The organism is Paraburkholderia sp. GAS333 (genome assembly GCF_050435665.1).
Classification (GTDB): domain Bacteria; phylum Pseudomonadota; class Gammaproteobacteria; order Burkholderiales; family Burkholderiaceae; genus Paraburkholderia; species Paraburkholderia fungorum_A.
The window spans coordinates 110,442-135,974 of record NZ_JBNDKS010000004.1 but is presented as its reverse complement, the minus strand read 5'-3'; the positions used below and the strand labels follow the sequence as shown (position 1 = coordinate 135,974).

The following is a 25,533-nucleotide window of genomic DNA, read 5'->3' as shown; positions in this document are numbered from 1 at the left end:
TAACGCCGCCCGATGGTGGCGCCACGCCGACCGACAACGTAGCGGGCCACACGACTCAGCGGCGCGGCCCTCTATACCGCGCTTGCGACGACCTGTGCCGTGGCGGCTGACAAGGTCCACCCCAGATGCCCGTGCCCGGTGTTATAGAACACGCCAGGCCGTTTGCCTCGTCCCACCTTGGGCAACATGCTCGGCATCATCGGCCGCAGACCTGCCCACGGAATGACGCGCGAAGTCGACACCTCGGGAAAATGCCGACGCGTCCAGTCCACCAGCGGAGCAATCCGGTCCGAACGAATGTCGCGGTTAAAGCCGTTGATTTCAGCCGTACCGGCCACCCGAAAACGATCCGCACCGAGCCGGCTCGTGACAATCTTCGCGCTATCGTCAAGCAGACTCACCCATGGCGCGCGCTGCTGACTCGTCTCGTCGTCGAGACAGACGGTGATCGAGTAGCCCTTCACGGGGTAGATATTCACGTGGTCCCCTAGCATCGACGCAAACTCGCGGCTCTTCACACCCGCACACACCACGATCCGTTCGAACGTGAAGCACTGTGACTCGCCTTCGAGATTGACCATTAGCGAGAAGCGTCTGTCAGCGGCTGGCTCGATCGACGTGATCTCCGCGTCGTAGTGAAATTCGACGCCCTTCCGCGCGCATGCTTCAGCAAGGCCGCGCGTGAATTTGTGAATATCACCGGTCGAATCAGACGGGGTAAAGAAGCCACCGAAGAAGTCGCCATGCAGCGTAGGTTCGATTCGTTGCAGTTCACTTGCGCTCACCGCGCTGCGGTCGAGTCCACCTTCGCGCAGCATTTCGTTGACCTTGCTGGCGGCGTCGAATTCCTTTTGCGTCTTGTAGATATGCAGAATGCCGCGCCGCTCCAGATCGAAGTCGATGCCTTCTTTTTCGGCGATCGAAAACAGATGCTCTCGTGCGGCGATCGCGAGCCGTACGGTTTCGACCGTGTTGGCGCGGTAATGCGGAATCTGCCGCAGGAACTCGCCCATCCACGAATACTTGTGCCATGTGGGCGTGGGGTTGAGCAATAGCGGCGCGTCGCGCGTAAGCATCCAGCGCAACCCTTTTATGACGGTGGCGGCACTGTTCCAGACTTCCGCATTACTCGCAGACAACTGACCGCCATTCGCGAACGAAGTCTCCATCGCCGCATAGCGATGGCGTTCGAATACGGTGACGTGGTGGCCGAGCTGCGCGAGGGCGTGAGCCGTGGTGACGCCGGTAATGCCGGCGCCGATGATGGCGATTCGTGACATGACATGGTCCAGAGTAGTTGAGCATCACCGGTGTCGATTTCATATCGAAACCGGCGCTGATGCCCCATCTGTCCATGTACCTGAGAGTTTCTTCCCAGCGTTTTTTCGACGGCATGCGAGCCGTGGAAGCCGGGAATCCCCTTCGGTGGGCGCGCATGGCACCGCTCTCCAGATGTTCTCGCGGTGCGGTCCTTTTGCCTGAGAGTTTCCGGGGCGGTTGCTCCGTCGGCGTCGTCACGGCCTCTGACGATCTCTCCCGCACTGCATGACTGAACGGTTCGACAATACCGTGTCAAATTTTTTACCGCAAGTATTTCGTGGATCGCAATGCGTGCGCGGTGCTCATGTCTGCGCATTGAAATCACCGGATCGCCAACCGGTATTCCCAAGATTGATCGATCGCGTTTCCAGGATTGGCGTGAGTACACCCTTCAATGTCGAGGCGATGGTCGTCACCTCGCGATGCGCACTGAGTCATCATTCTTTCATGGGTTCACTCCAAATTTACACCCTTAAGTGGGTCAGTTCTGCGTGAACATCAACAGTCCGACTTGCTGGAAAAAGAGCCTCAGCGTCGACGACAGTTATCGGAAGGATTGCAGTCACTTGAGTGACTTCGTGTCGTCAATGCTGAATGGCGGAAATTGGCCGACTGCTATACGACCAAAGGCTCATTGTGACCAGGTGAATCGAGGTCCAATAATAAAAAAAGCAGTGAGACCAGTAAGCCAGAGTTCGACTCTGCATCGCGACGGCGTTCATTAGCGAATGAACTGAAAACCGGCTCCTGCCGAGGGCGACAGTTTGCTTCGTTTACTGCCCCATTTCGCTTGCTGCCCTGCAACGCGTCATCGCTTTCTGATCGTGTTGCCTCGAGTATGAGTCTGGACGAATGCGGTCACCAGTCTCTGACAAACCCGCCTACAAAAATCCGCATACCGTCTGACAGTGTGTTCAGTTGGGAGAACCAGCCATGTATCGGTGGACCAAGAGACTGGTGCGAGCGCTCTGCCTGGCGCTCGCCGCGATACTGATGATGGGTTCGATCGATGCAGTCGCCCAGGACCAGGCGGCGAAACCCACATTTAAACCCGAGGAAATCGAAGCACTGGTTGCACCGATCGCCCTTTATCCGGACTCCGTGCTGTCGCAGGTACTGATGGCCTCGACTTATCCGCTGGAGATCGTGCACGCCGCGCGCTGGGTCAAGGCCAATCCGAAACTCAAGGGCGATGAGGCGGTGAAAGCGGTACAGGACCAGTCGTGGGATGTCAGTGTGAAATCACTGGTCGCATTTCCGCAGGTGCTCGAACCGATGAACGACAAACTCGACTGGACCCAGAAGCTTGGCGACGCATTCCTCGCCCAGGAGAAGGACGTCCTCGCTGCCGTGCAGCGCTTGCGCGCGCGGGCGCAGGAATCGGGCAACCTGAAGTCCAATGAGCAACAGAACGTCAGCGTCGAGCCAGCGCCGGCGGGCGCCCAGGCAACGCAGACGATCGTGAAGATCGAACCGGCGAATCCGCAAGTCATCTACGTGCCGGCCTACAACCCGACTGTCGTGTACGGCACATGGAGCTATCCAAGCTATCCGCCGTACTACTGGCCGCCGGCACCCGCCTATTACCCCGGGGCCGCGCTCGCCACGGGCCTCGCCTGGGGCGTCGGACTGGCCGCCGCAGGCGCCATCTTCGGCAACTGCAACTGGGGCGGCGGCGACGTCAATATCAACGTCAACAAGGCCGCCAATATCGATCGCAATTTCGATCGCAGCAAGGTTCAGGGCGGCAAGTGGCAGCATGATGCAAGCCATCGCCAGGGGGTTGCCTATCGCGACAATGCGTCTCGTGAAAAATATTCGAGAAACGTCTCCGGCTCCGATGCACGGGGTGATTTCCGTGGTCGAAATGGCGACGCGGGTGATCGGGGTGATCGCGGTAACGCAGGCAATCGCGGAAACGGACGCGATAACGGTGGCGTGGGCGATCGCAACAATGGCGGTGCAGGCGATCGCAACGGCGGTCGGGGTAACGCCGGGGTCAGCGACCGCGCGAGTACACGAAACAACGCAGGCGGAGCCAACCGCAACGGTGGCGCAAACCAGGCCGGCATAGCTGACCGTGCCGGTGGCGGCAACGCAGCCGGCAACGGAAACCGGGCCGGCGCAGCCAACAATGCCAGCGTCGGCAATCGCTCCGCGGCGTCCGCACGGCCCAGTACCGGAGGCGGCAACCGCGACGGAGCCTTCCAGGGTGTCGGCGGCGGTGGCCGTTCACAGCAGGACTTCAACCGCGGCCGATCCAGCGCGCAGTCGTCGAATTTCAGCCGGCCGAGTGGTGGCGGCGGTGGCATGCGGGCGGGTGGCGGTGGCGGACGCGGCAGGCGCTAAGGAGACATCAGCATGAAGTCATCACTACGATCTCTGGCGGGCCGCCTGATCTCGCTCGGCGCCGGAGCCGCGCTTGTTCTGACGCTCTGCGTCGGCGCACCCGGTACGGCCTACGCGCAGAAGCACTTCGAATCGCCCCAGGAAGCGATGACCGCATTTGGCAACGCGGTCGCCGGCAGCGACGAAGCAGGCCTGAAGGTCTTGCTCGGCGACCGGTTTCGCGACCTCATTCCGCCGGTCGGTTCGGACATTCGCAGCCGCTTCCTGACCGCCTGGGAGGACTCGCACACGATTCAGACTGTCGACGACGACCATGCCGACATCGCCGTCGGCAACGATGGTTGGACACTCCCCATCCCTTTGGTGAAATCGGCGCAAGGCTGGCATTTCGACACGCGCGCCGGCGTCGAGGAGATGCGCCTGCGCCGCATTGGGCGCAACGAGCTGGCCGTCATCCAGACGATGCTGGCCGTCTACGATGCGCAGCGCGAATACGCGCAAGTGGATCACGACGGCAGCGGCGTCCTCGCTTATGCCAGGAAGTTATCGAGTTCGCCCGGCAAACGGGACGGCCTCTACTGGCCCACCGGCCCGGACGATCCGCCAAGCCCGTTAGGGGTCGCATTCGCCAGCGCGGGCTCGCGTCAGGCCGATCACGCCGGCTACTACGGCTACCACTTCAAGCTGCTTACCTCGCAAGGCCCACACGCCCCCGGAGGCGCGTACGACTATGTCGTGAACGGCAAGCTGTTTGGCGGTTTCGCCGTCGTCGCGTGGCCCGTTCGTTACGCGGATACCGGCATCAAGAGCTTCATGGTCAGTCACGATGGACAGGTCTACGAGCGGGACCTCGGACCCGACGGTGCAGCGAAGGCGGAGGCCATGCAATCCTTCGATCCCGGTCCGGGCTGGGTAAAGGTTTCACCTTGACGCGCGCCCTGCTCGCCGTCGCATGTAGCGCCCAGTTCGTTTTGTCGGCCTGCGCTGACTACGCCGCACCCGCCGGCACCGTGGTCATGACACCGGCCAGCTTTGATCGCTCGTTTTCCGCTGCGGCCGGGGCCATGCGTGACGAGGGGCTGGCCATCACGGTCCAGGATCCGGCGCGTGGCGTGGTGGTGGGCAACAGCAACGGCAGCGTCGTGATGGCCAGCATCAGTCAGCAGGCCGATGGCAGCGTGCAGGTGCGCTTCGACGCCAGTGACTCACGCGACCCGATCCTGCTGCAGCGCATCTCACGAAATTACGATCGGCGGATGGGTCGATGAGTGCGCGGCGTCTCGACGCGCCAGAGGAGTAACCGCCCCCTTAGCCTGCGAATACTGGTCCAGCGAGTCGCGCCCCATGAAGCCCGACTCATTCCTCGCGCAGTCAATCCCCAAAAAATGAGGAGCAACCATGCAGCGCGAAGTTCTGCTTGATCCGATCGATCGGGTATCCGAAATACTGTTTGGTCTGATCATGGCAGTCACGATCGTCGGCTCCGCGTCGATCGCCTCCACGTCGGCGACGCCTGGGCAAGTCGCGACCGTTGCGGCGCTAGGCTGCAACATCGCGTGGGGCCTGGTGGATGCGGTGATGTACCTGTTACGCACGGCGACGGAGCGATCGCGTCTGCGGAACCTGGGCTATCAGGTCATCCAGTCCGACAAGGAAGCCGCACGCGATATCATCAAAACAACCCTGCCCGACTATGTACGCGCGATCGTCGGCGAAACAGAGATTGAAGTCATGCGCAGCCGGATCCACACCCTGCCGCCCAATGGCCGCCTCACGCTCGAACCACGGGACTTTCTCGAGGCCCTGGGCATCTTCCTGCTGGTGGTCATCGCCACCTTCCCCGTCGTCCTGCCCTTTCTGATGCTGCGCTCCACGCCGCTGGCACTGCTCTCATCGCGTGTGATCGCGATCAGCATGCTGTTCATTCTCGGCTTCGCACTGGGACGGTACGCGGGTTATCGCGCCCCGCTATACACCGGACTGGCGATGGCCGCTCTCGGCATTGCGCTGGTTGCGGCGGTCATTGCGCTCGGCGGATAGTGCGAACGTGGTGGCAGCACATGGACACCAACACACGGGCGCTCCGCACTGTACGTGCGGTGCAGCGCGCCCTCCCGGAGTCGAACACCAGCGCATGACCGAAGGACCACCCCCTCACAAATTCATCCGCGTCACCTTGGTGCCGTTGAGCGACGCGTCGGCCATCAGCCCGGTATTCGTCAGCACGAGGGCGACGACCTGAGAGGATGCCGACGTGCTGTCGATCGTACCGTTCGCGCCGACCTTGATGACCGACACGGCGGCGTCCCCGCCAACCGACCACCCGGCGGCGTTACGGAACGAATCGAGCTTGTCACGCGTCATGAACATGAAAATGATGGCCGTCGACTGCGCTCCTGCCTGAAATCCAAAAGAAGCCGCCGCCGTGCTGTAGTAGCCGACTGTCGCGCCGCCCACACGCAACGCGCCTTCGCCATACGCCGCCCCGACGATGAAGGCCGCCTTCTTCACATCCGGAAACACCAGAATGCCTTGGGCCTTCGCCGCGAGTTCGTGAGAACCCTGGACCGTCGAGAAAAGCCGGCTGAGCGTGCCGTCGACACTCGCGTCGATCGCCTGACGCTTCGACGCATCGGTTTGCGCGCTGTCGCCGCTGCCCGACGTCGTGGTGCAACCGGCGAGCATCAATCCGCCAGCGATGCCGGCCACCGCTGCCTCAATGACGAAATTCCTTCTGTTCACGATCCACCTCCAGTGAGTTTCCGAGGTGCGTCCCCGGGTGAGCAAGTCTTGCGGTTGCCTCGTTCGATCCGTGTTCGGACTGAGCGGCCATCGCTGTGGGCGATACGGCGAGCCGCATCGCGTCGTGCCGCAACGGAGTGATTCAACGGAACCGCACGTCGCCAAAGCCGATGCGTACGTCTGGATTGCCACATATCCCCGGCTCACTTGCCGCCTTCTTTCCCTGGCCTGAGAAAGAACACGAAACCGGCGATGCCGATTACCATCGCAAACACACCGAATTCGGCGAGCTTCGGCCGTTCGTACAACAGCCCCCGGATCGACGAGGCAAGCCCTCCCAGCGTCACGAACACGGCAATCGCCGCCAGAACGATCCTGCCTTCCACGCGGGCCATAACGGGTTCTCCTGCCTCACACGCTACAGGACCCGGTTCTTGTCCAGCTTCTTGCCGGTCGCCGCGTTGTAGCGCTCGACATAGTCGGACAGCAGCGAGCGAATCGCGCGGCCGATCTTCCGGTAATCCGATTCGTTAAGATTGGCGAGCGACACCCGCCCGGACGGATGCGGCGTGCCGAAACCACGTCCCGGTAACAGCACCACGCGCGCTTCTCTGGCGAGCCTGAAAAGCAGTTCGGCCGGCTCGGTGTGCTTCAGCAGCCATTCGACGAAATCGCGGCCATAGGCGCGTTCGCCAAGAAATTCCATGTCGAGAATCGGGTAGTAATCGACCTGATTCACGTCATCGTCGTCGAACGAAATGCCGATTTCTTCATAGAGCGCACGCTTGCGGTTGCGAATCAGCTTCTTCAGCGCGCGCTTGTACGCGTCGGGCGTATCCATCAACGAAAACAGCGAGAACAGCACCATCTGCACCTGCTGCGGCGTCGACAGACCCGCTGTGTGATTCAGTGCGACGGTGCGGCTGTCTGCCACCAATCGGTCGATGAACTTGAGCTTGTCCGGTTCGGTCGTGATCGATTCATAGCGGTGATGCAACTGCTTTTTCGCGTCTTTCGGCAACTCGCCGATCAACCTGTCCAGCACGTTGTCGCGATGAGTGGCGATTGCGCCGAGCCGCCAGCCCGTTGCGCCGAAGTACTTCGAATACGAGTACACGAGAATGGTGTTCTTCGGCGCCAGCGCGAACAGCGAAACGAAGTCGTCGGCGAACGTGCCGTAGACGTCGTCGGTCAGGAGAATCAGGTCCGGCCGCTCTTTAACGATACTGGCAATGTAGTCGAGACTTTCGTCGCTGATTCGAACCGACGGCGGATTGCTCGGATTGACCAGGAAGAACGCTTTCACCGCAGGATCACGCAGCTTGTCGAGTTCCTTGTTCGAGTACTGCCAGTTTTTCTCGACGCCCGCATTCAGTTCGACGACTTTCAACTGATAGTCGTTCAGGCGCGGTATCTCGATGTACGGTGTAAAGATCGGCATGCCGAGCGCAATCGTGTCGCCCGGTTTGATCAGGAAGTTCTCGCGCATCGTGTTGAAGATATACGTCATCGCGGCGGTGCCCCCTTCGACCGCGAACACGTCGAACTCGCCAACGAACGGATGATTGCCGATCATTTCGCGGCGCAGATACTGCCCGACGATGAGTTCAGAGAGCTTCAACATCCGGTCCGGCACCGGGTAGTTCGATGCCAGAATGCCCTCGCACATCTCGTAGAGAAAATCGTCGGCCGAAAGACCGAGTTGATCGCGCACATAAGACACAGCGCTCGCGAGAAAGTCAACGCCCGGCACCCCTTTATTGCCGCGCAAAAACAGTTCGAAGCGCTCGATCAGTCCGTCGCGCCGGGGGAAGCCGCCAAGGCCCTCAGGCATATACGCGAACGACCGCTCCGCCTCCTGCATCGCAAACAGGCCGAGTTGCCAGAATCCGTGGCGCGGTATGGTGGCGAGGAAGTTCGGATTACCGCGACCGGCGTTGAGCATGGAAAAGTTCGCGGCCCGCTCCACCGCGCCGCCGCCCGCGGCCTTGATCAATTCGTCTTTCAACTCGAACGGACTCAGCGCCGCGAGGCTCGCGGCATGTTCCGATTCCGATTTATCCCGCTTGGCCATGTGCTCTCTCCAGTATGAAGTTGACCGGCAACGCGCGGTCGATTGCAAAGCGCCGGACTAGGCCAGAATCATCACGATCACCATGCCCCAGATCGTGAGGAGCGTATTGCCGACTGCGTACGTGACGGTGTATCCCAACCCGGGTATCTGGCTTTCTGCCGCGTCGCAGACCATGCCCAATGCAGCGGTGGTGGTTCTTGCGCCCGCGCACACACCGAGCAGGATGGCCGGATGAAACTTGAATACATAACGCCCGATGAACATGCCGAGGATCAGCGGAAGCGTGGTAGCGACGATGCCCCAGATAAACAGACCGACCCCAAGACGCTGCAGCCCCGCGACGAATCCAGGCCCCGCCGTCAGACCGACAACTGCAATGAACACGTTCAGACCGACCGAGTTCATGAACCACACAGTCGGTTCCGGGATCCGGCCGAACGTGGGGCGGATAGCTCTCAGCCAGCCGAAGATCAGACCGGCGATCAACGCGCCGCCCGCTGTCGACAGCGTGATCGGAATGCCCGCGACGTTGATCACAATGGCACCGATCATCGCGCCGACGGTGATCGCGAGACTCACGAAAGCCACATCTGTTGCGCTGGTCGGACGGTCCAGCACACCCATTACTTTCGCGGCTGCGCTGGTGTCCTGAGTTCGTCCGACGATCGTGATCGTGTCGCCGCGATGCAGCTTCGTGCTGGGCAGAACGGGAATCTGTGTTTCCGTCGGTCCGCGCTTGATTTTTCGAAGGAAGACGCCACGCGACAGCGGCATCGCAGCCAGTTCGACCAAGGTCTTGCCGTCCACTTCCTTGCTGGTGACGTAGACGTCCACGCCTTCTGCGGGTACGGCGAGCAGTTCGGGGTCGTCCACTTCCACGGCCTTGACCTCGCGAACCGTGCCGGAATGATCGCCGGTAGCAGGCACTGTTCTGCCAGCGGCGCCGAGCACGGAAACCAGCTGGTCGCGAGGACCGGCGATCGCCACCACGTCGTCGGCTTGCAGTACCTGGTCGAGCGTGGCGTCCTGGATCGTGCTGCCGCGTCGGATCCGTTCAATGAACAGTCGGTTGCCTGCGGGCTGAAGCGCTTCCACCTGGCTCACGTTCAGGCCGCAAACCGGGGCGTCCGGCAGCACGCGATACGCGCGCAGCTCATACCGGTGCCATGCCTGGTCTGCACCGCCCATCTCCTTCGTGGCGCCGAGACTTGCTTCGTATTCCTTGCAGGCGGCCACCAGGTCGATGCGCAGCAGTCTCGGCCCGAGCGTCGCGAGAATCAGCGCCGAGCCGACCGTGCCGAAAATGTACGAGATGGCGTAGGCGGTCGGCATCGCATCGAGCATGGCTTTGGTCTGGTCCGCCGGTAGTCCGAGCCGGTTGATGGCATCCGTCGCGAGTCCCATTGAAGCCGAAATGGTTTGCGAACCCGCGAACAGCCCCGCTGCCGAGCCGAGATCGTAGCCGGCCACCTTCGCCGCCAGAACCGCTGCCCCCAACGACAGCACGCATTGCACGACGGCGAACAGCGCCTGCGGCAAGCCGTCCTTGGCAATGCCGCGGACGAATTGCGGCCCCACGCCATAGCCGACGGCGAAAAGAAAAATCAGGAAGAAGATGGACTTGACGTTAGGCGAGACGGTGATGTTGAGCTGCCCGATGACAACCGCCGCCAGTAAGGTCCCGGTGACCGCGCCCAGACTGAAGCCCCTGAAACTTTTTCCGCCCACCCAGTAGCCGATGGCAAGCGAGAGGAAAATAGCAATCTCGGGATACCGTTGAAGCGTTCCAGTGATCCATGCCATTGTCGCCCTCTTCTACGGTTCGCCCGTCGACACCGATGTGCGGGCAGGTGTGTTGTCGATCCATCACGGCCGCGAACCCACGCCAGGAGATTTGCAAGGTGTCAGCGGCGGTCTCTCTGACTCAATACAATGGTTCTTCTGCCCGCTTCGAACAATACGACCTTGGTCCCATGAATCGAACGCACCTGTTGCAGGGCTTGCAGCGAGCCTCGGACGATGGCAAATCGCAGCGTCACAGGTTATGGCCCGAGGTTATTGCCTGAGAATCTTCCAGGGTCCACTGCCCTGTTTGCACACCGTCGGTGTCCAGGTCTGGGTCTGGCCCCTGGCGATCGCGACAAGCGTCGCGGCGCGGCAAGTGCGATCGCCCTGCTTCGAGGTATCGTGCGGTGTCACCGTGCCGTGAATCGATACGGAATTGCCGGTGCCCGCATTGCTCCATGTCAGCGACTCGCCATCCTTCTTGGTTTCGAGCGCCACCTGACCCGCGTCGTTGAGCGCTCTGCGATCGGCCTCTCTCATGTAGCTGATGGGCGTGTGCCTCAGGAAATTCAGGTTGCTCGCATGGCATGGAATCACGGCAATCAGCAACGCGATGGCCACGAACGATTGCGGGAACATCTGGACGAACGGGTCGGTATGCAAGCGCATAGCTCATCTCCATTGATAGCTGATCCGGTCACGCGCCCCGGCCCCGACCGTCAGGTCGCGTCGTTGACGAGCCATCGGCGCCGACAGGAGCGCAACCATCGAGCGGGAGGGAATACGTTGCGCCATCCGCACTCTGCACGATCGGCGGAGTCCGAATCTGTCACGCGGGATTCATGGATCAACGTAGCGCCTCGCATGGGAAGCAGACTCGATTGAGATACGGGCGAGATACTGGCGCGATACGGGCGCAATACGGGCGCACGCCGTCCGGCGATCCGGTCGATGCCGTCCTGTGGCCACTCCGTTCAGTCTCAAGCGTAGTCAGCGACCTGCGCGATTCACATCGGACCTTGGTCCTAGGTTTTTTCGACACGGCTGTGCCCCAAAACCGTCCGCTCTGGCCTCCTGCCGGATCGCACATACGACCTTGGTCCGATTGCGTCCGGCCTGCCCCCACGCAATGATGAAAGTGAACATCACCACGGCGCACGCACCGCACCCTGCGCAAGATCAGGACGGGATGCTACGGTCCACCCAGAGCTGAAGTTCGCGCGTGCCGCCACGCCTCGAGGGCGCAAATAGCGGTCCACCTGGGCGAAGGATCACGCAAGGAGTCGCTGTGAACATCACCTTGACAAAGTATCTCTTCGTCGCCGCTGTCGCCGGTTCGATGTCAGTCGACGGCCTGGCGCAAGGCAAACCCATTGCCTACCCCGCGAAGGGACAAAGCCAGCAAAAGCAGCAGCAGGATGACGGCGCCTGCTATTCATGGTCAAAAAGCCAGACCGGCGTAGACCCCGCTGCGGTGGCCAACGCGCCGCCTCCTCCATCCGGACCGGCGGTCGGCGGCGGGGAGCGTCTGCAGGGCGCCGCACGTGGCGCGGCGGGCGGCGCGGTGATCGGCGCGATCGCGGGCGACGCGGGCAAAGGCGCCGCGATTGGCGCCACGACCGGGACCGTGGTCGGCGGCTCTCGCGCGCGCCAGAACCGGCGCGCGGCCGCTGCGTCGAACCAGGCGCAGAGCCAGGGCGCGATGGATACCTTCAACCGTGCCTACGCCGCGTGTATGGAAGGTCGCGGCTACACGATCAAATGAACGACGACGCACCTGGGCATTCAAGGAGAGCAGCATGAGAAGCAGCGCGAATAGCGGCAAACTCATCCTCATGGCGGCAGTCGTGTGTCTGACGAGCGCCGTCTTCGCGCAGACAGCGCCCGACATCAAGACGACGAGCACGCCAGGCAAAGTCTCCGTGGCCGGCACGCTCAAGACGACCTCGACAATCGTCGGGATCGAACCGGCCACGCGAACCGTGTGGCTGAAAGACCCCAAAGGCAAGGTTGTCGAAGTCGTGGTCGGCGACGAGGCCCGCAACTTCGAGCAGCTCAAGATCGGCGACGTGGTCAAGGCAGAATATTCGCAGGCCATTACCGTCACGCTGAAGAAAGGAGGCGGCGCCGCGTCCGCGAACGAAAATCAGACGTTGGAACGCGCGCCGATGGGCGCCAAACCCGGCGGCGCAGCGAGCCGGGAAGTGACGATCATGGCCAACGTCACGGCTGTCAATCACCAGACCGGTGCGATGACGCTCAAAGGTCCGCAAGGCAATTCGCTGGATGTCGTCGTGGAAGATCCCGAGCAACTCAAACTGATCAGGAAAGGAGATCAGTTGGAGGTGGTCTACCACGAGGCCCTTGCGATTTCCGTCGAACCGCAAGCGAAATAGCCGCGCAGCGGGGGCAGCCATTCGTACTCGGCCTGCACCCCGCCAACCCATTCGCCGAACCTCGCGAACTACGATTCGTCGCGATCCGGCATCAACAATGCGGTGATCACGCGGCTCTTCCAGTACAGGTTGTGAACACGCGTCTGAAGTACCCGCAAGCGGTCCGCGGGGATGTCGTCGAAAATCACCATTGCGGCAGGCCTCGAACCTGCGCCGGGAATACGCCGGATCGAGCTGAACTGGGGAAATCCATACCGGATCAGGAACTCGCCGATTTCCTCGTCGGCGACACTTTCTTCCACGTTTCCAAGCAGTAGTTCAGCCATGATCCTGACTCCTCGACTGTCGCAATCGCTTCATTCCCGATGAAACAAACAGGCGCGTATCCAACTCGCGCCACGCCACAAGCGGTAGCGATCGCGCTCCTTGGTACGCCCTTTCCCACTTTCCACGTAACGAAGACGATCACATCGCCGCGTGCCGGACTCGCAGGACAGCAGGCTTCACAGAGACCGCGGCGCTGCACGCCATATCACTGGACCGGAGCCGAATCCACCGCCGCCGCGATATCGCGGCTGACCGCCGCCAGCGCCCGGTCGTGCGCGGCGATCAACGGCGCGAAGCCCGGCTCCGCTACCGGCTCATGAACCACCGAGCGGCCCGTTACCGCGCGACCCTTGCCAGGTGCCCGCACGACCCACTGCACGTCGACGGTCACATCCCGCCCCGGGACGGACTCGAAGCGCATCACGTCGATCCGCACATGCCATACGCCGAGCGGATCGTGGGTCGCGTCGTACACCGATATCTGCGGCGAGTCGAGCAGCACGGCAAGATTCGCGGCGATCACGCGGCCAATGTCGCTGCTCAACGGTTGCGCCCACCGCGCAAATTCGTTGATGGCGACCTCGCCATCGCCGACCCGCGTCACGATCTGCGGACGATTCACTGTCTCCGGTATCGTCACCGGACCGACCACCGCAACCACCGGCCGGGCCGTACCGGAAGAAGTCAGCGAAGGGGCCGGGTCCAGCGTATAGAAACTGGCCGGCGGCGACTTGCATCCCCCGAGAGCGGCGCCGACGAGTGTCATGACAAAACATGCCGTCGCAGACTTCATGGCGTGTCCTCCGGCTTGCCGCGGACCAGCGCTTCAGGATGCCGCGCCAGGTAGTCGGCCAGCGTGCGCAATGTCGCGGCAGTGCGGGTCATTTCCTGCATGGCCTGCTCAGTCGATTGCTGCAGGGACGAATCCGGCTGCAGCATGCTGTTCGCGGAATCCAGCGTGGTTTGCGCCGAGTTGAGCGTGCTCTGGGCCTTGGGCACGACCTCGGAATTGATCTGCGAGATCAGCGCGTTGGTCGTGCGCAGCGTGGTGCGCGCATCGTTGCCGATGCCCTCGAACGGAATGCTATTGAGCTTGGTCAGCAGCCGCGTGACCGAGTCCTGAATCGATTGAAGCGTGCGCGGAATAGCGGGCAATTCAGGCGGCGACGCGGTCCAGTCGATGGCCGCTTTGGGTGCATCCGGGAAGTAATCCAGCGCAATGTAAAGCTGCCCCGTCAGAGGATTGCCGCTCTTGAGCTGAAAGCGGAAGCCGTGCTCTACCAGATAGTTCGCGATCCCGCGCGGATCGTCACTGATACGTCCGCCTGCGTGACCTTTCTGATAGCGCGACGTAAAGCGTTCCGGATAGATTTCTATTTCGACGGGAATGCTGAAACGATTGTGCGCCTCGTCGAAGCGCGTATAGATCGCCGTCACTTCTCCAATCACCACGCCGCGAAAATCGACCGGCGCACCCACCGTCAAACCGCGCACCGAATCCAGAAAATTGACCACATATCGATCGACGATCCGGTCGTGCTTCTTCATCGCGTCGGCACGCGTGTCGTATAGGCGGAACTGCGTATCGGGCGTGGCGGCCGTCTCGTTCTGCAAGCCGGTGGCCGACTCGGGCGGCGACTCGAATGCCACCCCGCCGATGATGATCGACACGATCGACTGGGATTCGACCCGCAGCCCGTTCGTATCGAACGCCATGTCCACGCCGCTGGCATGCCAGAAGCGCGTATCCGTTTTCACAAACTGGTCGTACGGCGCATTGACGAACACCTTCAGCGTGACACCGCGCCCGTCCGGGTCCAACTTGTAGGAGGCGATCTGGCCGACCCGCAGCCGGCGGAAATAGACTGGCGTGCCCACATCCAGCGAGCCGAGCCCCGTCGACTTCAGCGTGAACTCGCGCCCCGGCACGTCGCTGGCAAAGACCGGCGGCTCTTCGAGTCCGACGAAATCACGACGCGCCTTGCTTGCGTTGCCGACATCCACATCGATATACGAACCGGAAAGCAGCGTGCCGAGCCCCGACACCGTGCCGCCCGAAATGCGCGGGCGCACCACCCAGAAGCGCGTATTGTCGACCAGCAGACTCGCGACATCGCGCGCCACTTCCGCCGTGGCCAACACCCGCTTGTGATCGGCCGAGAGGTTCACGGTTTCGACCACGCCGATATCCACATCCTTGAACTTGAGTTTGGTTTTGCCCGCTTCCAGACCTTCACCGGTCTTGAAGCTGATCGTGACTTTCTCACCGCGTTCGAGAATCGCCTTGGTCGCCAGCCATCCGCCGATCAGCACCGCGACGATCGGCACGAGCCACACCAGTTGCATGCGCCAGCGCGAACGCGGAATCGTCTCCGCCGAGGGCAGCCCGGCGCCATCAGGCTCGTCATTCAACCCGGACATGTCGCCTCTCCGCTGCGTCCCAGATGAGACGCGGGTCGAACGACATCGCCGCGAGCAGCGTCAGCACGACGACTGCCCCGAACGCTATCGATGCCGGCCCGGCTTCGATCGTCGCCAGCGCCTGGAATTGAACCAGCGCGACGAGCATCGTAATCACATAGATGTCGAGCATGGACCATCGCCCGACCAGTTCGATCACCCGATAAATCCGCGTGCGCTGCTCGGGCAGCCATTGCGAACGAAGCTGCGTCGAGACGATCAGGTACACGAGGCCCAGAATCTTGAGCATCGGCACGACGATGCTCGCGATGAACACGAGAACCGCCAGTAGCCACGAACCGGAGGTCCACAGATAGACCACGCCGCTCATGATCGTGTCTTTCTGTGCGCCGAATAGCGAACTGGTGTTCATCACGGGCAGCACATTCGCGGGGATATAGAGCACGATCGCCGCCACCAGATACGCCCATGTCCGCGAAAGGCTGGCAGGTTTGCGCAGATGCAGGGGCGATTTACAGCGCGGGCAAACCTGCGCTCCCGAACGCGCCGGATCGCGAACCAGCAGGCCGCACTTTTCACATAACGCCAACCCTTGAGCGGATGCCGTGACCGCACCGCGCGACGGTTTCAGGTGCGGATGCACCCCTGCATGGCTGACGTTCCTGAGGGCGCAGATGCGCGCCCATATCTCGCGTGGGTCGAATGCCGACGACGCGGCGGCCAGCAACAGCATCAGCATGACGAACGACCACAGCGCTGTTCCCGGCACGACCTTCGCGATGTGCGCGAGCTTGACGAGTGCGACGAGCAGGCCGAGGATCAGCACTTCGGTCATGCCCCAGGGACGCGCCAGTTGAAACAGCCGGAAGCCTTCGATCGCGTTCGGCGGCACGCGTCCCAGATGCAGGGGCACGAGCAGCCAGAGCATCGACAGCGTTTGCAACGAAGGCATGACAATCGTCGTCAGCGCGACCAGCACGGCGAGCGGCCACGTCCCATGGCTGTACAGCATGCGGACCGAGCCCGCCAGCGTGGTTTGAACCAGATTGCCGTTGACCGATAATCCGACGATGGGAAACACGTTCGAGATCACGAACAGAACGGCCGCTGCCACGGTGAAGGCGAGTGCATATTCCGGCCCGTTGCTGCGCCCTCTTCGCAGCTCGGCGTGACAGCGCCGGCAGCGCAGCGAACTGCCGGGGGCCAACGGTGCCGCGAGCTGAAGCAGATCGCACTCCTCGCACGCAATGATCTCCGGTCCGCTCATCTCGCCTCCAATGCAACGGGCGTCGTTTCTGCCGACGCCGATGCTGGAGCCGAAGCCGCTGCGGGCACGGACGCGGCGACCGGCGGCACCGACAGCTTCTCCGCCTCGAGCACCCAGCCGCCCCCCATCGCCTTGTAGAGACTGACGAACGACGTCAGTTGCGCGCCCTGCGTCTGCGTATAGCTGAGTTGTGCATTGAAGAGGCTACGCTCGGCGTCGAGCACTTCGATGTAGCTTGTATAACCGCCTTCGTAGCGCAGACGCGCGAGCCGCGCGTAAGTGTGCAACGCCTCGACCTGTTTGCCGACCACGTCCAGCTGTTCGCGCGTTTTCTGCACGGCGACCAGCGCGTCCTCGACTTCCTGAAACGCCACCTGAATCGCCTTCTCATAGGCGAACAGTGCTTCCTGCTGACGCGCCTCGGCCTGATGCACCTGGCCCGTGATATTGCCCGCCGTGAAAATAGGCTGCGTCACGCTCCCCGCAAACGACCACACTTTCGCCGGCCCGGTAAAGAGATCGGAGAATTGCGAGCTGACCGTGCCGAACAGGCCCGTCAGCGAGATCGACGGAAAATACAACGCCCTGGCGGCGCCGATCAGTGCGTTTTCCGCTACGAGCGTCTGCTCGGCTTGCAGCAGATCGGGACGTCGTTCCAGCAACGCGGAGGGCAAGCCGTCGGGAATGGGCGGCGTGCCCATCGTTCCCAATTCGCGGCCACGCAGAATCGCGCCGGGATTCGTGCCGATCAGGACGGACAGCGCGTCTTCCTGCTGCGCGATCTGCATCTCGAGAAGGGGGATCGTCTGCTTCGCCGCTTCGTACTCCGACTCGCTTTGCGCCAACTCCATTTGCGACACTTCGCCGCCCTTGAATCGCAGCGTGAATACGCGTACCGATTCGTCACGGCTCTTCACGGTTTCATTCGCGATTTCCAGTTGCCGATCGAGACTGCGCAAGTTGATATAGGACGACGCGACTGAGCCCACCAGCGTCAGGATGGTGCCCCGGCGGCCCTCCTCGCTCGCCAGCAGATTGGCGCGTGCAGCCTCTGTCTGACGGCGGACCTTGCCAAACAGGTCGATCTCCCACGCCACCGACACGCTTGCGTCGAACTGGTTGTAGATCGGACTCACGCCATTCGGCACAGGGATTCCCGCTGCCTGCGACGCACGTTGGCGCGACGCATCCGCCCCCGCGCCCAGTTGCGGGAAAAGCGCGGAACGCGTCGTGACGAACTGGGCCCGAAACTCGTCCACCCGCGCGGCCGCCATCTTGACGTCGCGGTTTTCCAGTAGCGCCGTGGCAATCAACTGATTCAGCACGGGGTCCTGAAACTGCTCCCACCACGCCATGTCGGCAATCTGCGCGGACTCGCCCTGCGCGAAACGGTAGGTCGCCGGCACATCGATTTTGGGCCGCGCATAGTCGGGGCCGAGCAGGCAACCGCCCAATGCCAGAACCAGCGCCAACACCGGCAGCGCCAGCACGACGGCGCGAGCGGGCAGACGCGGCAGCGCTCTCCCGTCCATTTTCAGTGACCCTCTTGAGATGACGCGCCAGGCGGCACGCCAGGGTCCGCCGGACCTTTGTCCGGCGTCTGCTTGCCGCTTTGAGAGCGCGACGACATCGATTCAAGCAGGTAATAGAACATCGGAATGAAGAACACCGCGATCACCGTTGCGCCGAGCATGCCGCCGATCACCCCTGTGCCGATCGAATGGCGGCTGTTGGCCGACGCACCGGTCGCGATGGCGAGCGGCACGCAGCCGAGAATGAATGCCAGCGACGTCATCACAATAGGACGCAAGCGTTCCTCGGCTGCGGTCATCGTCGAATCGAATACCGACGCGCCCGTCTCCCGGTTCAGCACCGCGAACTCGAAGATCAGGATCGCGTTCTTCGCGGCGAGCGCGACCAGCATGGTCAGCCCGATCTGGAAGTAGACGTCGTTGCTCAGGCCGCGTATCAGAATCGCCAGCAGCGCGCCGAACAGTGCGAACGGCACCGCCATCAGCACGCCAATCGGCAGGCTCCACTTCTCGTACTGGCCGGCGAGGATCAGGAACACCATCACCAGACCGAACACGAACACCAGTCCCGAGGTGCCGCCCGATTGCCGCTCCTCGTAAGCCTCACCGCTCCACGCGACGTCGTAGCCGGGCGGCATCTGCGTCGCCAGTTCCTCGAGAGTCGAGATCACCTGACCGGAACTGAAACCGGGGGCGGCACTCGCCGTGATCTTGATCGCCGGAAAATTATTGAAGCGGGTAACCAGATCCGGCCCGACGACAAAGCTGTAATTCGCCACCGATGTGACCGGCAGCATCGAGCCTGTCTTGCTGCGCACGAAAATCTGGTCGAGGTCGTCGGGCTTCAACCGGTACGACGGCTCTGCCTGAAGGATCACCTGCCATAGCCGGCTCGAACGGTTGAACTGCGAGACATAGAGCGAGCCGAACATGGTCTGCATCGCGCTATACGCATCTTCGACCGGCACGCCCAGCGTCTCGGACTTGTCGCGGTCCACCTGAAACAGCAATTGCCGGGACGACGCGTTGAAGGTCGACGTCACCCCGGTGAGTTCCCGCCGCTGCTTCGCCCGCAGGAGGAAGTCCTGCGCGACCTCCGCGAGTTGCGCGATGCTCGCGTCGCCCTTGCTCTGAATCCACACCTCCGTGCCGCCCGTGGTGCCGAGACCTGGAATCGACGGCGGATTCACCGGAATGACGACGCCTTGTTTCACGTTCGCGAAATACCGGGCCGCGTCGACTAAAACAGAGCGCGCATTCTGCGTTCTGATGTTCGCCGACGAGTAGCGCTCGTCGAAACTTTTGAAGCCGACAAAGAACGTTCCCGAGTTGTTTTTGTTCTGGCTATCGAGCAGGCTGAATCCGTCGACCACGGTGATGCTGCCTACCGCAGGCTGCTTCATGAAGTAGTCGGTGACCTGCTGGGAGACTTCGCCGGTACGGTCGAGGCTGGCCGCGTCGGGCATGATGACCGCGCCGAGCAGATAGCCCTGATCTTCCGGCGGCAGGAAGGCCGAAGGAACGGAGCGCAGCATCAGTACCGCGAGCACGATCATGCCCACGAAGAACAGCAGGCCAAAGATGAAACGCTTGATGATCAGCCTGACCGCACGCGTGTAGCCCGAGGTCATTTTCGCGAAAGCATTGTCGAACCAGCGGAAAAAGCCCTTCTTTTCGTGATGGGAACTCTTCAACAGCAACGCGGCGAGTGCCGGCGACAAAGTCAGGGCCACGACGCCGGACAACACCACCGAGATCGCGATCGTAATGGCGAACTGCTTGTACATCTGCCCCGTGATGCCGCCGAGAAACGCCACCGGCACGAACACTGCGCACAGCACCAGCACGATGGCGATGACCGGTCCGGCCACTTCGTCCATGGCCTTTTTCGACGCATCTTTTGGATTCAGCTTGTGGACCACCATGTTTCGCTCGACGTTCTCGATCACGACGATCGCATCGTCCACCACGATCCCGATCGCGAGCACCATCCCGAACAGGGTCAGCATATTGATCGAAAAGCCCAGCAGCAGCATGAACATGCAGGTGCCGACAATCGAGACCGGCACCGCGACGATCGGAATCAGCGTTGCCCGCAGGCTTTGCAGAAACACGAACACGACGATCACGACAAGAACCAGCGCTTCGAAAAAGGTATGAATCACATCGGAGATGGAGGCCCGGGTGAACTCGGTCGTGTCCATCGCGATTTCGTAGGTCAGCCCCTCGGGAAACGACTTTTTCAGCTCGGCCAGCGTCGCGCGAACCTGCTTCGACACGTCGAGTGCATTGGCGCCCGGTTGCTGATAAACCGCGAGGACGGTCGCAGGTTTTCCCTGAAACCGGCTGCGAATCGAGTAATCTTTTTGCCCGAGTTCAGCCCGCCCGATGTCCTTGATCCGCACGATCGCCGCACCTCCGTTCGCCGCGCGCACGATGATGTTCTCGAACTCTCTGGGCTCGGTCAGACGGCCTGTCGTCGTCACCGCGAAGGATTGCTCGACCGACTTTCCTGTCGGCGACTGGCCGATGCTGCCGACGGCAAACTGCTGGTTCTGATTGGCCACAACCCGTTGAACATCGGCGGCGGTCACACCCAATTGCGCCATGCGATCGGGCTTCAGCCAGATACGCATCGCGTAGTCCGGGTTGCCGAAAATACTCGACTGGTTCGCACCCGGCACGCGTTTGATGGCATCGAGCACGTACACGTTGGCGAAATTGGCGATATAGACAGGATCGTAGCGATCGGTAGGCGAATAGATCGAGATCACCATCATGAAAGCGGACGACTTCTTCTGCACCTGAATGCCCTGCGCCTGGACCGATTGCGGCAGTTGCGGCAGCGCCAGATTCACGCGGTTCTGTACATCCACCTGGGCCAGTTCGGGGTTCGTGCCGATCTGGAAAAACGCGTTGATCGTCAGGTTGCCCGTCGATGAACTCGACGAGTTCATATAGATCATGTTGTCCGCGCCATTGACCTGCTGCTCGATCGGCGCGGCGACATTGTTCGCCACGACCTCCGCATTGGCGCCCGGATACGTCGCGGAAATAGTGATCTGCGGCGGCGTGATGTCAGGATATTGCGAGACCGGCAGAGAGAACATTGCCAGTGCTCCACCCAGCGTGATGACGATCGAAATGACCGACGCAAATATCGGGCGATCGATGCAGTAGTGCGAGATGCTCATATCGGTTGCCCTTTCATTGGGTCGCACCGCTGCTACTGGCTCCCTGCTCCTGCCCCCCGGCCTGCGAGGCAGACGCTGGCGCCGTGCCGTTCGCTTCAGTCAGCGCCTTGACGACCTTGACCTGCACCCCGGCCGCGACCCGCAGCGCACCGTCCACGACAATGCGCTCGCCCGCCTTGAGTCCTTCCGACACGAACCAGTCGTCGCCGTGCCAGTCGCCGACTTCGATCACTCGCTGACGCGCCTTCGACTGATCGTCCACGACCCACACGAAATGGCTCTTCGCGCCCTGCAGGACGGATCGCTGCGGCACCAGAATCGAATTCGGCCGGATCGCCCCGGAAATGCGCGCCTTCACGAATTGGCCCGGCCGCAGGACGCCCTTCGGGTTATCGAAGACCGCGCGCACGAGGAAGGTGCCGGTTTCAGTGTTGAAAGCAGGATTCGCAAAGTCGATGTGCCCCCTCTGCCCGAACTCCGAGCCATCGGCGAGAATCAACTGCACTTCAAAATCGTTGTGTTCGGGAAACCGCAATTGCCCCGCTGTGATCTGATCCCGGTACTTCAACATTTCATTTTCCGAAATACTGAAGTTCACCCACATCGGGTTCAGTTGATAGACATAGGTCAGCAAGCCGTTGGCATTCGCCGTGACATAACTACCGTCCTGCTGGCGGGCAAAGCTCGACAGACCCGTGAGCGGCGACTTGATCGTCGTGTAGCCGAGATTCAACAGCGCCGAGTCGACTTCGCCCTTCGCCGCGATAACTGCCGCTACCGACTGCTTTTCGTTGCCGACGGCATCGTCGAGATCTTTCTTGCTCAACGCGTTCTGCGCGGCCAGCGGCTCAACGCGCGCGAGATTCGCCCTGGCGACTTCGAGCCGGGCCTGCTGCTGCGCCAATTGTCCTTTGGCGGTTTGCAGCGCGGCCTCGAACGGCTTGCTGTCCATCTGGAACATCGTCTGACCGGCTTTCACTACCTGCCCTTCGACGTACAGACGTTTGTCGAGAAAGCCATCCACTCTCGAACGGATCTCCACCTCGCGGGAACTCTGCGTTTGCGCGGTAAATACGAAGTCGACCGGGGTGTCCTGCTGAACCACCGTCGTCACCGTCACCTCCGGTTCGACAGCCGCGGGCGCGGCGGGTGGTTTCCTGCATGCAGCGAGCAACGTGACGCTTGCGGCGATCAGCAGCAACGCGTGTCCTGCCCGCCGCCGCAAGACCGATGCATGCGCAAGCGTGCCTATCTGCCACCACGACGCGCGGCGAACAACAGGAGGGGTTTTCATGGCGCGGCCCGCATGATCACGAGGCCGTCGAGTTGTCGAACGGCACTTGTGTTGCCCATAGATCGACTGCGGCAACACCGGGCAAAATCGCAAGTACAACGGACTTGAATTTCATCACGCACGCTCCCGGATTTTCTTTCGAACGATGCCGCCCAGCGCACCGAAAACCGCGTTGGCTACGTGAAGAATGGATGGCTGGAGAAAACGCGACAATCGGACCTTAGTCTCATATCGCTTTGCTGAACGGTCGCGCGTCAGTCCGACGATGCGCCACCAAGCGCCGTCTCCACGGCCCTGATCAGAATCGCGCCGTTCAATGGCTTGCGCAGATAGGCTTTAGCACCGGACGCCATGGCAGCCTCCCGGGCGGAAGTTTCGTCGTAAGCGGTAATCACGATGACGGGCAACGACATCGGCAAAAGTTGACGCTGAACTTCGAGGCCGTTGATGCCCGGCATCTGGACGTCCAGAATCACACACGCCGGCCGGTACGATGGGGCGGCGGCGAGAGTATCGAGAAACTCGGAACCGCTGGAAAACGTCTCGGCTTCGATTCCAGCCGAGCGCAACAAACGCTTGATGGAGCGGCAGACCGATTCGTCGTCGTCGATAACAGCAACGATAGGCTTGAGAGTGGCCATATGAGGGCGCGTACGGTTCCCCGTAAATGAGCTTGCGACTCAAGCGTAGCGGCAGATGACAAATTGCGATATAGGGCTTTGGTCCGCTGTCGCATCTGACGAAGTGAGCCCGCCCCGGGCAGGTTAACTGACAGGCGTCGGGTTGAACGCAGAAGATTGACGGAGCGCCTTTCTGCGGGAACAGCGAGGAAGTTAATCGTCGTCGGCTGCGTGCACGCCGCCTTTTTCCGCCAGCCGGACAAGTTCGACGATCGATCTCGCTTTCATCTTCTCCATCACCCGCGCGCGATGAATCTTGATGGTCTTCTCGGCGGCGCCGAGTTCGCTCGCGACCTGTTTGTTCAGGCGCCCCGTGAGAACCAGCGCCATGACTTCGCGCTCGCGACGGGTTAGATGATTGACGCGCTCTTCGATTTCGGTTCGCTGCTGCCGCTTCGCGCACTCTGCCCTTGCACGCGTGAGCGCCCGCTCTATTGCGGCAAGCACGAGCGATTCGCACACCGGCTTGACCAGAAAATCGACCGCGCCCGCTTTCATCGCATCGGCACACGAACCGACGTCGCCGTGCCCGGTAAGAAATATGATGGGCAGTAGCTGATTGAGCTTGGACTGCACTTCGAGCCCCGTCAAACCGGGCATCTGCAAATCGAGCACAACGCAGGCGGGTGTCTTCGTCAGATCCGTTCTTTGCAGCAACGATTCGGGGCTCTCGATGGCTTCGACGTGGTAACCATTGGCACGGAGTAACCGGGCCAACGCGCATCGCACGGGTGCGTCGTCGTCGACGATAAAGACGCGCGCAGCGGTCTCATTCATTGCGGCCGGGATCTGCTGTCCTGTTGTGCACCGGGTGCCGCCGGCAACGTCAGGTGAAACGACGCCCCAACACCCTCGTTGTTCTCCGCCCATAATCGGCCTCCGTGACCAGTGATGATCGTGCGACTAATGGAAAGACCCAGCCCCAGTCCCAGAGGCTTCGTTGTGTAAAAGGCTCTGAAAATCTTGTGCATCTTGTCGTCCGTCAGACCCTGTCCCCAATCTTTAACCGTAATCCGTACGCCGCCGCCCGGCTCTTCCCGCACGATCGTCTCGACCCGAAGTCTTTCGGGTGCGCTCTGCCTGACCGCATCGAATGCATTCAGCAATAGATTCAGTACGACCTGCTGAAGTTGTACTTTGTCGCCGTACACCAGCGCCAGATTGTCGGCAATGTCGAAGCGGGTTTGAATGCCGCGAGTTATTGCGTCGCTATGAACGAGCTTCGCGGTATCGCGTATCACCTCGCCAACATCCAGAAGACGAAAATCAATATCACCTTTGCGCGCAAACGTGCGGATCTTATGGATCACTTCACTCGCGCGACAGTTGTCCGTCACGATGTCTTCTAACGCGTCGTGCAATTCGGCGGCGTTGTCCGTCTTCGATTCCATGAACTTCTGCGCCGCCTGAGCATTGAACAGCATTGCCGTGAGCGGCTGTTTCAACTCATGGGCAAGAGACCCTGCAAGCTCGCCCAACGAGGACACTCGCGCGAGATGTTCGAGGTTCTCACTGCTTCGATCCACTTCCGCGCAAGCGCTGCGATCCAGTACCACGACAATCTTGACTATGTGGTTCAATCTTCCATGTCTCGTGGTGTTCACCTCAGTGGGAAAGTCGATTCCATCACGGCGGCGCGCGACGAGTATCTGGGTCGTTGCCGTCTCCTCCATTCTGTTTTCGACGTTGTTGTCACCGCCTGTCAAATGAGAGTCACAAACGGCATGAATGGGGAAAAGCATTTCCGTCGATGCCGCCGTTAGCTCTTCCCGGCTATAGCCGAACAGTTTTATTGCTTTAGCATTGGCAAAGAGAATACGAGTGTTCTGGTCGGTCATGACGACCGCCACAGGCATCATTTCAAGTGCCTGCCTGAATGGCATCTTTGAGTCCAGGGCCTGGCGGGCGCGACGGCTGCTTCCCCGGAGCCAGGCCGCACATGCCCCCACATTCGCCAGCCATTTCAACCTTGATTCAGCAAACACATAGGTACGGGACATTGGCTGCCTCTGCGACAGTTAAGTACCACGGCGGACAGAAGATAACGAGACCCATGTACATTTCCAGGGCGATTATCCGCGAAACTAGTCGTCTGACCGCTGGTTCGCAAAGCAGAAATCATTTGGGGGATGACTGTCGGGAAATCTACTCT

Annotated in this window: 22 protein-coding genes and 1 riboswitch; of the genes, 6 read left to right on the top strand and 16 right to left on the bottom strand. The window is 61.3% G+C overall.

Annotated features, from left to right (window positions below; all coding sequences use genetic code 11):
• Positions 1-71 precede the first annotated feature (71 nt).
• Positions 72-1,280 carry a D-amino acid dehydrogenase gene (locus ABH945_RS22655; protein WP_429252013.1) on the bottom strand — a complete coding sequence of 403 codons (1,209 nt, stop codon included), beginning with the start codon at positions 1,278-1,280 and terminating at the stop codon, positions 72-74.
• Between the two features lie 176 nt (positions 1,281-1,456).
• Positions 1,457-1,549: riboswitch (glycine riboswitch) on the bottom strand.
• Positions 1,550-2,253: 704 nt separating this feature from the next.
• Between ABH945_RS22655 and ABH945_RS22650 the strand changes: the two genes are divergently transcribed.
• From ABH945_RS22650 to ABH945_RS22635, 4 genes are all read left to right on the top strand, one after another.
• Positions 2,254-3,669: a DUF3300 domain-containing protein gene (locus ABH945_RS22650; RefSeq protein WP_429252012.1), complete on the top strand. Its 1,416-nt coding sequence runs from the start codon at positions 2,254-2,256 to the stop codon at positions 3,667-3,669.
• Positions 3,670-3,681: 12 nt separating this feature from the next.
• Positions 3,682-4,599: a DUF2950 domain-containing protein gene (locus ABH945_RS22645; protein ID WP_429252011.1), complete on the top strand. Its 918-nt coding sequence runs from the start codon at positions 3,682-3,684 to the stop codon at positions 4,597-4,599.
• Positions 4,596-4,937, top strand: a complete 342-nt coding sequence (locus ABH945_RS22640) for a hypothetical protein (protein ID WP_429252010.1) — start codon at positions 4,596-4,598, stop codon at positions 4,935-4,937. The genes ABH945_RS22645 and ABH945_RS22640 overlap by 4 nt, the downstream gene beginning before the upstream one ends.
• Before the next feature lie 130 nt (positions 4,938-5,067).
• Complete coding sequence (locus ABH945_RS22635) at positions 5,068-5,709, top strand: hypothetical protein (RefSeq protein WP_429252009.1); 642 nt, start codon at positions 5,068-5,070, stop codon at positions 5,707-5,709.
• 114 nt (positions 5,710-5,823) lie between these two features.
• On the opposite strand, the gene ABH945_RS22630 is transcribed toward ABH945_RS22635, so the two are convergent.
• From ABH945_RS22630 to ABH945_RS22610, 5 genes are all read right to left on the bottom strand, one after another.
• Positions 5,824-6,411: a BPSL1445 family SYLF domain-containing lipoprotein gene (locus tag ABH945_RS22630; protein ID WP_074769122.1), complete on the bottom strand. Its 588-nt coding sequence runs from the start codon at positions 6,409-6,411 to the stop codon at positions 5,824-5,826.
• Positions 6,412-6,614: 203 nt separating this feature from the next.
• Positions 6,615-6,806: a DUF2964 family protein gene (locus ABH945_RS22625; protein ID WP_429252008.1), complete on the bottom strand. Its 192-nt coding sequence runs from the start codon at positions 6,804-6,806 to the stop codon at positions 6,615-6,617.
• A 23-nt stretch (positions 6,807-6,829) separates the two neighbouring features.
• The gene (locus tag ABH945_RS22620; protein ID WP_429252007.1) at positions 6,830-8,485 is read right to left on the bottom strand and encodes a bifunctional aspartate transaminase/aspartate 4-decarboxylase; all 1,656 of its coding nucleotides are present in this window, start codon (positions 8,483-8,485) and stop codon (positions 6,830-6,832) included.
• 57 nt (positions 8,486-8,542) lie between these two features.
• A complete protein-coding gene (aspT, locus tag ABH945_RS22615; protein WP_429252006.1) occupies positions 8,543-10,288 on the bottom strand; it encodes an aspartate-alanine antiporter in 1,746 nt (581 codons plus the stop codon).
• Between the two features lie 252 nt (positions 10,289-10,540).
• Positions 10,541-10,939 (bottom strand): RT0821/Lpp0805 family surface protein, encoded by a 399-nt coding sequence (locus tag ABH945_RS22610; protein WP_429252005.1) that lies wholly within the window; start codon positions 10,937-10,939, stop codon positions 10,541-10,543.
• A gap of 670 nt (positions 10,940-11,609) precedes the next feature.
• Between ABH945_RS22610 and ABH945_RS22605 the strand changes: the two genes are divergently transcribed.
• Positions 11,610-12,035 (top strand): glycine zipper family protein, encoded by a 426-nt coding sequence (locus tag ABH945_RS22605; RefSeq protein WP_074771136.1) that lies wholly within the window; start codon positions 11,610-11,612, stop codon positions 12,033-12,035.
• A 34-nt stretch (positions 12,036-12,069) separates the two neighbouring features.
• The gene (locus tag ABH945_RS22600) at positions 12,070-12,666 is read left to right on the top strand and encodes a hypothetical protein (protein WP_074769130.1); all 597 of its coding nucleotides are present in this window, start codon (positions 12,070-12,072) and stop codon (positions 12,664-12,666) included.
• A gap of 68 nt (positions 12,667-12,734) precedes the next feature.
• Here ABH945_RS22600 and ABH945_RS22595 read toward each other — a convergent pair whose 3' ends face one another.
• From ABH945_RS22595 to ABH945_RS22550, 10 genes are all read right to left on the bottom strand, one after another.
• Positions 12,735-12,992, bottom strand: coding sequence for an RNA-binding protein (locus ABH945_RS22595; RefSeq protein ID WP_429252004.1), 258 nt, complete (start codon positions 12,990-12,992; stop codon positions 12,735-12,737).
• A gap of 206 nt (positions 12,993-13,198) precedes the next feature.
• On the bottom strand, positions 13,199-13,786 hold the full coding sequence (locus tag ABH945_RS22590) for a PqiC family protein (protein ID WP_429252003.1): 588 nt from the start codon (positions 13,784-13,786) through the stop codon (positions 13,199-13,201).
• On the bottom strand, positions 13,783-15,414 hold the full coding sequence (locus ABH945_RS22585; protein ID WP_074769136.1) for an intermembrane transport protein PqiB: 1,632 nt from the start codon (positions 15,412-15,414) through the stop codon (positions 13,783-13,785). Before ABH945_RS22585 ends, ABH945_RS22590 begins: the two co-directional genes overlap by 4 nt.
• Entirely contained in the window at positions 15,398-16,681 is a 1,284-nt protein-coding gene (locus ABH945_RS22580) for a paraquat-inducible protein A (protein WP_429252002.1), read from the bottom strand. The genes ABH945_RS22585 and ABH945_RS22580 overlap by 17 nt, the downstream gene beginning before the upstream one ends.
• Positions 16,678-18,213 carry an efflux transporter outer membrane subunit gene (locus tag ABH945_RS22575; RefSeq protein ID WP_429252001.1) on the bottom strand — a complete coding sequence of 512 codons (1,536 nt, stop codon included), beginning with the start codon at positions 18,211-18,213 and terminating at the stop codon, positions 16,678-16,680. The genes ABH945_RS22580 and ABH945_RS22575 overlap by 4 nt, the downstream gene beginning before the upstream one ends.
• Positions 18,214-18,215: 2 nt before the next feature.
• The gene (locus ABH945_RS22570) at positions 18,216-21,407 is read right to left on the bottom strand and encodes an efflux RND transporter permease subunit (protein ID WP_074769140.1); all 3,192 of its coding nucleotides are present in this window, start codon (positions 21,405-21,407) and stop codon (positions 18,216-18,218) included.
• Positions 21,408-21,420: 13 nt separating this feature from the next.
• Positions 21,421-22,701 (bottom strand): efflux RND transporter periplasmic adaptor subunit, encoded by a 1,281-nt coding sequence (locus tag ABH945_RS22565; protein WP_429252000.1) that lies wholly within the window; start codon positions 22,699-22,701, stop codon positions 21,421-21,423.
• Positions 22,702-22,955: 254 nt separating this feature from the next.
• Entirely contained in the window at positions 22,956-23,342 is a 387-nt protein-coding gene (locus ABH945_RS22560) for a response regulator transcription factor (RefSeq protein ID WP_429251999.1), read from the bottom strand.
• Positions 23,343-23,534: 192 nt separating this feature from the next.
• The gene (locus ABH945_RS22555) at positions 23,535-24,158 is read right to left on the bottom strand and encodes a response regulator transcription factor (protein ID WP_074769146.1); all 624 of its coding nucleotides are present in this window, start codon (positions 24,156-24,158) and stop codon (positions 23,535-23,537) included.
• Positions 24,155-25,381 carry a PAS domain-containing sensor histidine kinase gene (locus ABH945_RS22550; RefSeq protein WP_074769148.1) on the bottom strand — a complete coding sequence of 409 codons (1,227 nt, stop codon included), beginning with the start codon at positions 25,379-25,381 and terminating at the stop codon, positions 24,155-24,157. The genes ABH945_RS22555 and ABH945_RS22550 overlap by 4 nt, the downstream gene beginning before the upstream one ends.
• Positions 25,382-25,533 lie beyond the last annotated feature (152 nt).

Bases quoted from the DNA above. Each gene is read 5' to 3' on its own strand.
- ABH945_RS22620 (WP_429252007.1), bottom strand. From the start codon at position 8,485: ATGGCCAAGCGGGATAAATCGGAATCGGAACATGCCGCGAGCCTCGCG.
- ABH945_RS22625 (WP_429252008.1), bottom strand. From the start codon at position 6,806: ATGGCCCGCGTGGAAGGCAGGATCGTTCTGGCGGCGATTGCCGTGTTC.
- ABH945_RS22555 (WP_074769146.1), bottom strand. From the start codon at position 24,158: ATGAATGAGACCGCTGCGCGCGTCTTTATCGTCGACGACGACGCACCC.
- ABH945_RS22645 (WP_429252011.1), top strand. From the start codon at position 3,682: ATGAAGTCATCACTACGATCTCTGGCGGGCCGCCTGATCTCGCTCGGC.
- ABH945_RS22590 (WP_429252003.1), bottom strand. From the start codon at position 13,786: ATGAAGTCTGCGACGGCATGTTTTGTCATGACACTCGTCGGCGCCGCT.
- ABH945_RS22575 (WP_429252001.1), bottom strand. From the start codon at position 18,213: ATGGACGGGAGAGCGCTGCCGCGTCTGCCCGCTCGCGCCGTCGTGCTG.
- ABH945_RS22655 (WP_429252013.1), bottom strand. From the start codon at position 1,280: ATGTCACGAATCGCCATCATCGGCGCCGGCATTACCGGCGTCACCACG.
- ABH945_RS22565 (WP_429252000.1), bottom strand. From the start codon at position 22,701: ATGAAAACCCCTCCTGTTGTTCGCCGCGCGTCGTGGTGGCAGATAGGC.
- ABH945_RS22560 (WP_429251999.1), bottom strand. From the start codon at position 23,342: ATGGCCACTCTCAAGCCTATCGTTGCTGTTATCGACGACGACGAATCG.
- ABH945_RS22595 (WP_429252004.1), bottom strand. From the start codon at position 12,992: ATGGCTGAACTACTGCTTGGAAACGTGGAAGAAAGTGTCGCCGACGAG.
- ABH945_RS22600 (WP_074769130.1), top strand. From the start codon at position 12,070: ATGAGAAGCAGCGCGAATAGCGGCAAACTCATCCTCATGGCGGCAGTC.
- ABH945_RS22635 (WP_429252009.1), top strand. From the start codon at position 5,068: ATGCAGCGCGAAGTTCTGCTTGATCCGATCGATCGGGTATCCGAAATA.
- ABH945_RS22605 (WP_074771136.1), top strand. From the start codon at position 11,610: ATGTCAGTCGACGGCCTGGCGCAAGGCAAACCCATTGCCTACCCCGCG.
- ABH945_RS22550 (WP_074769148.1), bottom strand. From the start codon at position 25,381: ATGTCCCGTACCTATGTGTTTGCTGAATCAAGGTTGAAATGGCTGGCG.
- ABH945_RS22585 (WP_074769136.1), bottom strand. From the start codon at position 15,414: ATGTCCGGGTTGAATGACGAGCCTGATGGCGCCGGGCTGCCCTCGGCG.
- aspT (WP_429252006.1), bottom strand. From the start codon at position 10,288: ATGGCATGGATCACTGGAACGCTTCAACGGTATCCCGAGATTGCTATT.
- ABH945_RS22610 (WP_429252005.1), bottom strand. From the start codon at position 10,939: ATGCGCTTGCATACCGACCCGTTCGTCCAGATGTTCCCGCAATCGTTC.
- ABH945_RS22650 (WP_429252012.1), top strand. From the start codon at position 2,254: ATGTATCGGTGGACCAAGAGACTGGTGCGAGCGCTCTGCCTGGCGCTC.
- ABH945_RS22580 (WP_429252002.1), bottom strand. From the start codon at position 16,681: ATGAGCGGACCGGAGATCATTGCGTGCGAGGAGTGCGATCTGCTTCAG.
- ABH945_RS22570 (WP_074769140.1), bottom strand. From the start codon at position 21,407: ATGAGCATCTCGCACTACTGCATCGATCGCCCGATATTTGCGTCGGTC.